The 11,619-nt window shown below is 46.6% G+C and carries 9 protein-coding genes and 1 pseudogene; 7 read left to right on the top strand and 3 right to left on the bottom strand.

Annotated features, from left to right (window positions below; all coding sequences use genetic code 11):
* Window positions 1–44: 44 nt before the first annotated feature.
* Complete coding sequence (gene rsuA, locus SOHN41_RS02905) at window positions 45–785, bottom strand: 16S rRNA pseudouridine(516) synthase RsuA (protein ID WP_050801819.1); 741 nt, start codon at window positions 783–785, stop codon at window positions 45–47.
* An 88-nt stretch (window positions 786–873) separates the two neighbouring features.
* On the opposite strand from rsuA, the gene SOHN41_RS02900 reads away from it, so the two are divergent.
* The 5 genes from SOHN41_RS02900 to SOHN41_RS02880 all read left to right on the top strand — a co-directional run bounded on the left by SOHN41_RS02900 (window position 874) and on the right by SOHN41_RS02880 (window position 5,944).
* Window positions 874–1,428 carry a sugar O-acetyltransferase gene (locus SOHN41_RS02900; protein ID WP_007645399.1) on the top strand — a complete coding sequence of 185 codons (555 nt, stop codon included), beginning with the start codon at window positions 874–876 and terminating at the stop codon, window positions 1,426–1,428.
* 263 nt (window positions 1,429–1,691) lie between these two features.
* Window positions 1,692–3,782 carry a M13 family metallopeptidase gene (locus SOHN41_RS02895; protein WP_007645397.1) on the top strand — a complete coding sequence of 697 codons (2,091 nt, stop codon included), beginning with the start codon at window positions 1,692–1,694 and terminating at the stop codon, window positions 3,780–3,782.
* 209 nt (window positions 3,783–3,991) lie between these two features.
* Window positions 3,992–4,777 (top strand): RelA/SpoT domain-containing protein, encoded by a 786-nt coding sequence (locus SOHN41_RS02890; RefSeq protein ID WP_007645395.1) that lies wholly within the window; start codon window positions 3,992–3,994, stop codon window positions 4,775–4,777.
* 227 nt (window positions 4,778–5,004) lie between these two features.
* On the top strand, window positions 5,005–5,412 hold the full coding sequence (locus SOHN41_RS02885) for an SMI1/KNR4 family protein (RefSeq protein WP_007645391.1): 408 nt from the start codon (window positions 5,005–5,007) through the stop codon (window positions 5,410–5,412).
* A gap of 31 nt (window positions 5,413–5,443) precedes the next feature.
* A complete protein-coding gene (locus tag SOHN41_RS02880; RefSeq protein ID WP_007645389.1) occupies window positions 5,444–5,944 on the top strand; it encodes a DUF4447 family protein in 501 nt (166 codons plus the stop codon).
* 86 nt (window positions 5,945–6,030) lie between these two features.
* Here SOHN41_RS02880 and SOHN41_RS02875 read toward each other — a convergent pair whose 3' ends face one another.
* Together SOHN41_RS02875 and SOHN41_RS02870 are read right to left on the bottom strand one after the other, a co-directional pair.
* Window positions 6,031–6,660, bottom strand: a complete 630-nt coding sequence (locus SOHN41_RS02875) for a glutathione S-transferase family protein (protein ID WP_007645387.1) — start codon at window positions 6,658–6,660, stop codon at window positions 6,031–6,033.
* 151 nt (window positions 6,661–6,811) lie between these two features.
* Entirely contained in the window at window positions 6,812–9,397 is a 2,586-nt protein-coding gene (locus SOHN41_RS02870) for a TonB-dependent receptor plug domain-containing protein (protein WP_007645386.1), read from the bottom strand.
* 208 nt (window positions 9,398–9,605) lie between these two features.
* Between SOHN41_RS02870 and SOHN41_RS02865 the strand changes: the two genes are divergently transcribed.
* The gene (locus SOHN41_RS02865) at window positions 9,606–10,145 is read left to right on the top strand and encodes a PH domain-containing protein (protein WP_007645385.1); all 540 of its coding nucleotides are present in this window, start codon (window positions 9,606–9,608) and stop codon (window positions 10,143–10,145) included.
* Window positions 10,146–10,249: 104 nt separating this feature from the next.
* Window positions 10,250–11,535: pseudogene (locus SOHN41_RS02860) on the top strand (Nramp family divalent metal transporter).
* Window positions 11,536–11,619: the final 84 nt, after the last annotated feature.

Here is an 11,619-nt window from a genome sequence, read left to right as displayed (position 1 = left end):
TGCCGCCCAAACTTGGGCGGCATTTTTTATGGCTCACTTCAGCTTCAGATTGAAGCAATCTCTTCGGAGGTTAAGTAACGCCACTCGCCTAGGGCTAAATCCGGGTCTAACTCAATTTGCCCAATACTCTCACGGTGTAAACCAACGACATGATTTCCCACCGCGGCAAACATCCGCTTCACTTGATGATATTTACCTTCGGTGATGGTTAAGCGTACGCATTGCGGTTCAATGATCTCAAGCACCGCCGGTTTAGTCAGTCCCTCTTCATTTCGAAGCTCAACACCCACAGCAAAAACCTCGATTAAGCTCGCATCGACAGGTTCGGCTAATTGCACTAGATAGCGCTTACCACAGTCTTTTTTCGGAGAGGTGATTCGGTGCGACCACTGGCCATCACTCGTGATCAGCACTAGCCCGGTGGTATCAGCATCTAAGCGACCAGCAATATGCAATGTTTCAGGTTTTGCCAAATCCAACAGACTCAAGACAGAGGGGTAGGTTTCATCGATCGTTGAGCAAATGGTATCGACGGGTTTATTCAGCATCAAATAACGTTCGCCCACTAGGGCAATAGGCTCGCCTTCGAGGCAGATCTGCATGCCCTCAGTCACCTTAAAGCCCGAGTCTTTGACAACAACGCCATCGCAACTAACATCACCCCGGTGCAAAGCTTTTTTGGCCAGTGATCGAGTCAGCGAGGTACTTTCACAGATAAATTTGTCTAAACGCACTTCATTACTCAACTTATTAAATGAAAACTGCCATATTATGGGGCCGAGCATAACAAAGGGCAAAGAATTGCTGCTCGGCACCCGATGTGTTTCTATTTAGCCCTTACGCATTGACAGCCGTCGCGATAGGGAAAATGAAATGACTGAATTCCAAAAGATGATCACAGGCCAAGAATATGATTGCCTTGCCAGTGAACTATTGAGTTTAAGAGCGCAACAGCAGCGACTGAATAGACAATTAAATCAAACTATTGACCAAGAAAATACAGAATACAGCCAACTCTGTCAGCAACTTATTCCCCATAAATCACCCACTGCGATTATCTCCACGCCTATTTTTATCAGTTACGGCATCAATCTCACCCTTGCCGACAAAGTGTTTATCAATGTGAATGTCACCTTACAGGATAATGCGCCCATTTCTATTGGCGAACAGAGCATGGTCGGCCCCAATGCGCAGTTTTATACCTCGAGTCATCCACTCGATGCCGAGCTACGTTGTTCAGGTTTAGAAACCGCGAGAGCAATTAAGATCGGTAAACGGGTATGGATTGGCGGTGGCGCGATCATAATGCCAGGTGTCACTATTGGTGATGACGCCATCATAGGCGCAGGTGCCCTAGTCACAAAAAATGTAGCGGCCAAAACTGTGGTCGCAGGTAACCCCGCAAAGCCGATCAGGCAGCTCATTTGATCGCGTGTAAAAAAGAGAAAACTAAGTACTCGCTTACCTGAAAAGGCTTGCATACGGTAATGTTACCGTTAATGAGGTTAAGACTGTAACTGGTAACCTTTAGTTACATATGACCCAAGATAAATCTGCGATAAAAAGGGTAATCACCTTGTTTAGATTCCCATTAAAGCATTAACATACATCCCATTGCACCTGAAGCAATCCCAGTTTTTACCAATAAAAATCCCAATTATGGGCACTATAATAAACTCGAAGGAAACGACATGAGAAAAGTACTCATTGGGGGACTATGTGCCTCACTTATTGCAGGACTGACTGCCTGTAATGACAAATCTGCTGATGTGAAAACCCCAGAAGCAGAAATCAGTAAAACTGCCACTGCCGCCGCGGTCTCTAAAGCCTTAGGCTCGGGGATTGAATTTGCAAACTTTGATAAATCCATTCGCCCACAGGACGACTTTTATGAATATGTAAACGGCGATTGGTTGAAGAAAGCCGAGATCCCAGCGGATCGCACTAGCATTGGCGCTTTCTATGACTTACGTGAAAAGTCACGTGACGATGTAAAAGCCATTATAGAAGAAGTGGCGGCAACGCCGAATCTGGCAGCGGGCACAGACGAACAGAAAGTAGCCGATTTATATCGCTCATTTATGGACACTGCCACACTCAACAAACTGGGTGTGACACCAATCCAAGGTGAATTTGATGCAATTAATGCTCTAAAGGACAAGAATGAACTCGTGAAATACTTCGCCCACAGCCAAATCGCTGGGGCGGGGACTCCAATGGCATTTTATATCGATATCGATGCCAAGAATTCGAGCCGCTATGCCACCCACCTATGGCAATACGGTTTAAGCCTGCCGGAAAAAGACTACTACTTTAACGAATCAGAGCGCTTCGTTAATATCCGTAAGGCTTATGTAGCCCACATCGAAAAAATGTTTACCTTGGCAGGTCTTGCTAATCCTAAGGCTAGCGCAGAATCTATCCTAGCCCTAGAAACCGCCATTGCCGCTAAGCACTGGGATGTCGTAGAAACCCGCGACAGTACTAAGACATACAACCTATACCAAGTAAAAGATCTGGCGACCTTAGCACCGGATATCGATTGGACTGGTTACTTAGCCGCTTTAGGTGCCGATAAGCAAACCGATATTATCGTTAATCAGCCTAGCTATATCCAAGGCCTAAACGAAATCATCAAGACAACGGATCTCGCCACCTGGAAAACCTACATGCAGTGGCAGGTATTGACCCACGCCGCCAGCAACTTAAGCGAAGAACTCGATAACGAAAACTTTGCCTTTTTCGCAAAAACCTTAAACGGACAAGAGGAACAAGAGCCTCGCTGGAAGCGCGGTGTGGCCGCTGTCAACGGTGTTTTAGGCGAAGTGGTCGGCAAAGTGTATGTGAAGCGTCATTTTACGCCTGAAGCCAAAGAACGTATGCAAGTACTGGTTGAAAATCTGCGTGGCGCTTACGGCGACAGCATCAAAGATTTAACCTGGATGAGCGACAGCACTAAAGTGGCTGCGGCGGATAAGTTAGCGAAATTTAACCCCAAAATTGGTTACCCCAACAAATGGGAAGATTACAGTAAGCTGACCATCAAAGCCGATGACCTGATCGGTAACGCTATGCGTGCCAGTGAAGTTGAACACGCTAAGTCTCTGGCTAAGTTAGGCGCACCGATCGATAAAGATGAGTGGCACATGACGCCACAAACGGTCAATGCTTACTACAATCCAACCATGAACGAAATCGTGTTCCCTGCCGCTATTCTGCAGCCCCCTTTCTTCAACATGGCAGCGGATGATGCAGTTAACTATGGTGGTATTGGCGCCGTGATCGGCCACGAAATGGGCCACGGCTTCGACGACCAAGGTGCCAAGTTCGATGGCGAAGGCAATATGCGTGACTGGTGGACGGCGCAGGACTTAACAGAGTTCTCAGCCCGCGGCCAAGCGCTGATCGCCCAGTATGACGGTTACTATGTGTTTGACGATCTGCATGTCAATGGTGGTTTGACCTTAGGTGAGAACATCGGTGACTTATCAGGCGTGACTATCGCTTACCGCGCATACAAGAAGTCATTGAACGGTAAAGAAGCACCAGTAATCGACGGTTTAACTGGCGATCAACGTTTCTTCATCGGCTTCACCCAAATTTGGCGCGCCAAAGCCAAGGAAGAAGCACTGCGTAACCGCGTTGCGACCGATCCACACTCGCCAGCGGAATTCCGCGCCTTAGGTGCATTATCTAACATGCCTGAGTTTTACACTACCTATGATGTAAAACCCGGTGATACTATGTATATCGCCCCAGAAAAACGCGTAAAAATTTGGTAAGCCAAATTAAATCATAGCTCTGCCACTTGGCTGAGCCACAAAATGGCGCTACCTGTAACGGGTGGCGCCATTTTTATTGGCCTAGGTAAAAGAGATAAGCCTAAGCCGAACATGAATAAAGCTTCATCATTGATTCAGCTCTAATTAAGCCATAGCAGCCTAAGGTGGTCACTGTGATGTGTATCACTTCAATAAGGAAGTAGGCCGTTATGAATAAGTTATTTCGTACCTTTTTTATTTTTCTACTCTTATTATCGACCCGCGCCGCAGTAGCCAATCCCCTCGATATCAATGATGCTAAAGCTGAATCTGGTAATTACAGTGCAAGACAGACACATAGCCATGATTTAGAAGGTCTCTATGCAATTAGCAGTCAAACCTTCGATACGCCACGCCAAGCTTCGAGCGACTTAGCAAATTTATACGCTAGCGCCCACTATGCCCAAGCGGAGTTAAGCCAATTACTGCAGAATGTTGCCACACAGTCAGGCTCACAGGTCATTATTCCCCCAGTTAAAAGTTACCCACGCGCCGCACAAAAAGTGGCGACGAAATTTAAGGGTGATGCCAGCCTGCTCACCGATCTTGCCAGAGCCAGCATAGTCACAGATAGCATTCAAGAGCTGATGCAGGCTTATCACATACTGACTGAACAAACCCAAGTCGTTAAACAGAAAAACCGTTTTGCCGAACCTAAGGCCTCAGGCTACCGCGACCTAAACCTACTGGTACGTTTACCCAGCACAGGTATGATTGCCGAAGTTCAGTTACACCTTAAGGATATTGCCCAGATAAAAAGTGGCCCAGAGCACCAGGTTTATGAAAAAGTGCAATTGATTGAAGCTACCGCAATCAAGCAACAACGCCCTTTAAGTGAGTTTGAATTAGCGCAAATCGCCCAATTACGCCAAGAATCACATAAGCTCTACCATAGGACGTGGCTTAACTATAAACGTGTCGATGAAGCCAGTTTATTACGAGTCGCTGTGGCTTAAGCAACCTATTTCACTCTTGCGCGGGTTATCTGCAAAGATACCAGCGCTTTTTTTAACTAAAAGTCATAATCCATTCCGAGTCCATTCAAAAACAGACCGACAGTCCACCATTGACACAGCTTAAATCTAACACCCTAGGCACTCTGAAATTCGCATATAAGGGGTGCTTGGGTATATAATCCCGCGCCATAGCCCAGTCACAGCCCAATGCCACAGTCAGGAAAGCCATGCACGATATTATTGAGCAGCTCCAAGAACGCAGTGAAACCGTGCCCGTGCCACTCGAATTACCCACATTCGAGCAATTGGTCGAAGTGGAAGAACAGATTTTGATCTCGCTGCCGCGGGAGTTAAAGGAATATCTGCTCTATGCCAGCGATGTCATTTATGGCGCCATAGAACCCGTCACTGTGGCTGATCCCTATTCCCACACCTATTTACCCGAAGTGACCTGCTATGCTTGGTCAATCGGTATGCCAAGGGACATGATTGCCATCTGTCAGCTAGGTGATGATTTTTACTGCATCGACCAAGATGGCCAAGTACATTTTTGGAAGGATGGCGACTTTGCCGATATCTATTGGGAATCCTTCTGGGAGTGGGTCGAAGATATTTGGTTAAAAATTAAATACTAAATTTATTGATATCGAACTTGAGAATCGCATTATGTCTAAAAATATTGGCTTGAATGCCATCGAAATGAGCTACCTACGCCAATCACTTAGCCTTAGTGTGGCGCAAGTGGGCCAACTCACCCATCACAGCGAAGCCGAAGTGTTATCCTGGGAAAACGGCGAGTCGCCCGTGCCAGAACTGGCCCAGAAAAAGCTATTAGAAATTGACGACATTATCGAGATGCAAGTGCTCAATACCACCGATGGTATCGAAGCCCTATTTAAAAAAGAACCTAAACGTCGACTCGCCTTTGTGGTCTATCCGACCCAAGGGATTTACACCCAATATAACCCCGAGTTTTTAAGTTCATTGCCTTTTACTGAGCTGTACAACACGGCAGCTTGGCGCATCAAGAAAGAGTGCAAACTGGTCCTTGAAGTCGACGTCAGCCTAGTTGCCTTAAATGTGGAAGCCTATAAAGCTTACCGTGAGCAACATGGCTTGAGTGAAAGCCGTGAAAGCCGCGCTAAATGGGCGGCAACTCAGCTCTAATGCCACACTTGCTTAACGGGGCCATTATCGAGGGCAGGTTCACTCACCTGCCCTTTTTACTGTCCCAAATCAACGCTAGCTACGGATTAATCGTGAGCATGGGCGACAACCGCATCCATTTTCTGCAACGCCGACTTACGCGAAGGCCGAGCGGCTAATCTATCTCGATAGGCCGCCAATTTAGGCGGAATTTGTTGCTCGAATAGGGTACCCCACATCAAGGTATGGGCAAGGAGAATATCGGCGACCGATAATGTATCACCGAGTAAAAACGTGGTGTCTGGCAGCATGTTTTCAGCTAAAGCTACCGCCTTATCAAACTCCCAAACGGCACAGGGCATGATCTGCGGATGGCGCTGCGCTTCAGGTAAGGCAAATTTATGCTTACCTAAGGTCCACAGTGGCTGCTCAAGCTCAGTGATAATAAAGCTAATCCATTGATGATGCAGACCGGATGCCGCGCTGCCTACTGGCGGCAAGAGTTTGCCAAATTTTTCAGCCAAATACAGACAGATGGCGGCAGATTCAGACAATACCAGCTCATCATCCGTTAACACTGGCACTTTACCACAGGGGTTAAGTGCTAAAAATGCCTCACTGTGGTGCTCACCCTTATTCATGTCGACAAAGGAGAACTCCCAGTCAACGCCTAATTCTTCTAATACCCAAGCAACCCGTAATGCGCGGCTACGCGGTGTGCCATATAAAGTGATCATTGCAACGTCCTTTTAGTTCGGTTAATTCGTGTCCTAACGAAGATACACTGAGTTTGCATTAGTGCAAATCTGCCCATAAAAAAACGGCGCTTAATGCGCCGTTATGATTTAATGACATTCATGGCTATTGAGTTAGCCAAGTGGACTTCAATTAGAAATTCATCGTCAGTTTAGTGTAGATATAACGTCCCATTGGGTTATGAACGGAAATCACATAACCATAAAGATCAGTATCACCGTCACCGATAGCAAATGGTGGCTCTTCATCGAACACGTTATTCACGCCTAGTGTCAGCTTGAACATTTCATTAAAGCGATAAGATCCTGACATATCGACTAATATCTGTGCATCAATCGTACGAGACGTATTGTTTTCGAAATCCAACACACCATCAAAATCGCTATCAGGCGTATCTTCAAACTCACCGATATAGCTCAGGTTAATGTTGGCGGCAAAGTTATCCATGGTCCAATTACTGGTGAGTAACCAACGATGTTGTGGAAACTTATACTCGCCAGTGTAATCGAGACCATCTTTTTCGAAGTTATGTAAGTAGCTGTACTCTAGGCCAAACTTCAAATCACCAAAATTATCGAATTCGAGTCCGTAGTGGGTTGAAATATCCACACCCTGCACATCCTGCGAGCTTAAGTTAATAAAGCTTGAGTGGATAATGCTAATCGGGCCTAAGGTTTGACCCGCTTGTGGCGCTAAACGCTCGCACACTGTACTATTTTGGTCATTACAGTTAGCGGTATAGATATCGCCCAATGGCTGCTTATCAATCTTGTTATCTTGAGTGATGCTATAGACATCAAAACCTATATCAAACTTCTGGCTTGGCGCCCAGATCATACCCAAGTTCCAAGTTTCAGATTCTTCAGCATCCAACTCTGAGTTACCTTGGAACTCAGTGTTGTAATCCAATGCTTCACAATCAACGCCGTCGGCGGCGCAGCGGTAAGTGTCGATAAAGAAACTACTTTCACGTGAAGGGCCTAAACCAATTTGCGCCAATGATGGAGCACGGAATCCCGTAGACCAAGAACCACGGGTGGTGAGTTCGTCGGTAACCCCCCATTGGAAGGCGATTTTAGGGTTTGTGGTTGAGCCAAAATCGCTGTAGTGGTCATAACGGCCAGCCAGCTGTAATTCAAAGCTATCGGTAACAGGAATCGAAAACTCCACATAACCCGCATATTGATCGCGAGATGCGGCGGCCGATACGGCTTCAGTACCAAAAATCAAGCCACGTTGGAACTGTTCATCCGGTACGTCACTCACGCTTTCTTCACGGTACTCAACTCCCGCCGCCATCATAATATCGCGATCGGCCAGAGTGAATGCTTGACCAGAGATATTAGCCGCATAGGAGGTCATGGTGGATAAACCTTGACGCACTAGGCTAGTGGTAATGGCATCAATCACTTCCTGAGAATTCATGGTGCCACCGAATGGATTGTAACGACCAGCGTCAATCTCGGCTTGCAGATAATCGGTTCTTACCCAACCTTGGCTACGATCGCCAGTTTGAGTGGACTCACTGCGACCACGTTGTACTGAGGCTTCCCAATCCCAATCTTTTACTGTGCCACGTAAACCAGCCACTAAACGTAGGGTATCAGATTCAATATCCCAACGGCGCGCACCCGCATCTACGGTACGGAAACGACCAATTTCAATATCTTTACCCCAAGGGTTATTAGGGTGTGTTCCCGGTACAGTCAAACCAGCATCTTCATCGAGTGGCGTCGGCGCACCACCCGCTTCCGATGTGTTGTGCTGGGCGGCTAATTCAAGGAAGGCGGTTAAATCATCATTAAAATGGTAATCAAATTGACCGATAGCGCCGATACGTTCAGCCGCTGGAGCCACTAAGTTATACGGGCCGTAATCAAATAGACAGCTACCGCTAGCTGTTGCACGGTCAGCAGGGCAAGCAGGGTCAATTGTTTTCACCCCATCGACATAGAAATAACCTGGAAAACCGCGTGAAGAACGGAAATCTTCACCGCCGTAAGGACTCTGATCGGCGCTGCCGAAACGGCCTAAATCGGTCGCCGAAAGTGTTCCGTTTTTAAAGTAATCGAGGATAACAGAGGCGCTGCCCTTCTCTGATTTCACACCCCAAACTAAGTTAGCCGTGGTTTCATCGTAACCCGTGCCCGAGGTCTCACCGTAGCCAACGTTAACTTCAATACCTTCGATGTCTTTCTTTAGGACTATGTTCACCACACCCGCAATCGCATCAGAACCATAAATCGCCGAGGCACCATCCTTAAGGATATCGATACGTTCGATAGCTGAAACCGGGATATTGTTAATATCGACGAAGGAATTAGTAATGCCTTCAGCAAAAGCGCTCGCCGCAACGCGGCGGCCGTTAATGAGCACCAGTGTTGCATCGGGGCCTAAGCCACGCAAACTGATAGATGCGCCACCGTTGGCGGTAGAATCTTGGCTGTTTCCTCGGGTAGAGAAGGCCCCAGCGCCGTTAGCAGGCATACGTTCGAGCAATTGCTGCAGGTTATCAAAGCCCATATTTGCGATATCATCTTTGCTGATCGACTGAATGGGAGAAGGCCCTTCGATATCGGTTCGCTTAATACGAGAGCCTGTTACTTCAATGCGTTCAACTTTTTCTGCACCGTTATCAGCCGCATTGGCAACAGTTGGTGCAAATGCCATGGCAATCGCAATTGCACAAGCACTGGGTAGAATTTGAGGTCTTTTCATACACATTCCCTAGTATCATTGTTTTTATTAAAATTATACTTACCTAATTGAAACCTAAATTTAACAATAACAAGGTAATGGGTTATAGGCCAAAGTCAATGGGGGACTGAAAAAAGTTAAACTTTTGTTACATATTTAAATAATGTATTTTCCCAGTAAGATATTCCAAGATAGCGATGCGTGCACACATTGGACTGAAGAGATACCTATGGAAGACAAGATCATTTATGAAGCAGAATTTGAGGACAATTTAGGCTGGTATTGGTTACTCTCAGGGGCGGCCTATTTCAGCCTAAGCATTATAGGTATTCCTTTGTTATTACTATGGTTTCCAATTGGATTATGGGGAACACGTCGTTATATTAGCAATATGAGCGCACGCTTAACGAACAATAAGCTTATCGTGTGCAGGGGAATATTAACTCGCACCGAAAACACGGTTCCCTTAGATAAAATTACCGATATGGCGCTGATCCAAGGCCCCATAATGCGACTCATGGGTCTGCATAAATTAACCGTTGAAACGGCGGGCCAATCGGGATCAGGGGCATTGATTAGCTTAGTTGGTGTCGTCGATGCACCAAAGTTTAGAACCTTAGTGCTAACACAAAAAGAACGTCTGATCCCCCAAGCTTCCCAGGCTAACTCTCCCTTAGCCACCCATGATCCGCTCATCCACAATGTGGCAGAAATCACCGCGAGCTTAAAACGGATTGAGACCCTACTCGGTCAAAAACTCGGTGGCTAGCGCAGAATAATAATTAAATCAACATATAACTGAATGATATTAAAAGAAATAATATTTACCCAATGATATTTCCATCCAATAGGCAATCAATATTAGATAACGACATGACCCAATCTTCAATAACCGCTCCCGTACCCCATTGGTCCACCCGACTTGCCCTAGGCCTCAGGGCCATGGGCCCCGGCGTGTTGATGGCCGCAGCTGCCATTGGCGCATCCCACTTAGTTGCATCAACCCGTGCAGGAGCCGAATTTGGCTGGCAACTCGCTTGGGTTATTTTAGGGGTGAATTTATTGAAGTATCCCTTCTTTGCCGCAGGAGCACGTTACACCGCCGCCACAGGGGAAAGTTTGCTGCACGGTTACTTGAAACAAGGCCGTGGCTATCTTTGGCTGTTTACTGGACTCAATGTGATTGCCGCCATCGCCAGCACGGCCGGCGTTTGCATGCTAACGGCTGCCATGCTGACGCAATTTATCCCGCTGCCGATTGATTGGTTGGCCCTGTTAGTTTTAATTAGTTCATTGATTTTACTTATTTTTGGTCACTATCGACTGCTAGACAGGCTGACTAAGCTCATTATGTTCGCCCTTACGCTCACCACATTAATTGCCGCCACATTGGCGTGGGATCATACCCAGCCATTAGCAAATGACTTTATATCCCCCTCCCCTTGGCAATGGGCCTATATGGGTTTTCTTGTCGCTATGATGGGGTGGATGCCAGCCCCCATTGAGGTCAGTGCCTGGAACTCACTCTGGTTACTCGAAAAACAAAAACCGAAAATGTGACTAAATCCCAAGCTCTACTGGATTTCAATCTGGGCTATATAGTTACCGCATTCCTCGCCGTCGTATTCCTCGCACTTGGCGCATTAGTGATGCACGGCAGTGGTGAGCACTTTTCCGATTCAGGCGCACAATTTGCTAATCAATTGATCAACCTTTACAGCCAAGTGATGGGCGGCGAGAGTCGTTATCTTATTGGTATAGTAGCCTTTTTATGCATATTCAGTACAACTGTCACCGTTATCGATGGCTATAGTCGTACCTTAGATATGGGATGGCGGTTATTGACTCGCCCCACATCGTTCGATAAAAGCAGTGACCAAGGCCTCACAGTGATAATGCTTGCAGTGAGCACCCTTGGCTTATTACTGATCCTGTTCTTTAAGGGAGCATTACTGCCCCTGCTCGAATTTGTGATGATTTTGGCCTTTATGACCACAGTCGTTTTTGCGTGGCTAAACTACCGCTTAATGATCAGTAAACAGCTCCCCGAAGCCGACAGATACGGCATTAAGATGAAGCTGTTATCTTGGTTTGGTTTAAGCTATTTGCTTATTTTTGCAGTGCTTTTTATTTACTGGTACCTGGCAGTGAAAGTTTAGTTTTACTGATTTGAGCATGAGTCTTCTGCTAGGGCTCATGCCGCACAGCCGTAAAATCATCTGCACTAGACTTTCCTGCTTTTC

The organism is Shewanella sp. HN-41, from assembly GCF_000217915.1.
Classification (GTDB): Bacteria; Pseudomonadota; Gammaproteobacteria; order Enterobacterales; family Shewanellaceae; genus Shewanella.
The sequence above is the reverse complement of the archived record's forward strand: the minus strand, read 5'-3'. Positions and strand labels throughout refer to the sequence as shown.

Bases quoted from the DNA above. Each gene is read 5' to 3' on its own strand.
- rsuA (WP_050801819.1), bottom strand. From the start codon at position 785: ATGCTCGGCCCCATAATATGGCAGTTTTCATTTAATAAGTTGAGTAAT.
- SOHN41_RS02900 (WP_007645399.1), top strand. From the start codon at position 874: ATGACTGAATTCCAAAAGATGATCACAGGCCAAGAATATGATTGCCTT.
- SOHN41_RS02895 (WP_007645397.1), top strand. From the start codon at position 1,692: ATGAGAAAAGTACTCATTGGGGGACTATGTGCCTCACTTATTGCAGGA.
- SOHN41_RS02890 (WP_007645395.1), top strand. From the start codon at position 3,992: ATGAATAAGTTATTTCGTACCTTTTTTATTTTTCTACTCTTATTATCG.
- SOHN41_RS02885 (WP_007645391.1), top strand. From the start codon at position 5,005: ATGCACGATATTATTGAGCAGCTCCAAGAACGCAGTGAAACCGTGCCC.
- SOHN41_RS02880 (WP_007645389.1), top strand. From the start codon at position 5,444: ATGTCTAAAAATATTGGCTTGAATGCCATCGAAATGAGCTACCTACGC.
- SOHN41_RS02875 (WP_007645387.1), bottom strand. From the start codon at position 6,660: ATGATCACTTTATATGGCACACCGCGTAGCCGCGCATTACGGGTTGCT.
- SOHN41_RS02870 (WP_007645386.1), bottom strand. From the start codon at position 9,397: ATGAAAAGACCTCAAATTCTACCCAGTGCTTGTGCAATTGCGATTGCC.
- SOHN41_RS02865 (WP_007645385.1), top strand. From the start codon at position 9,606: ATGGAAGACAAGATCATTTATGAAGCAGAATTTGAGGACAATTTAGGC.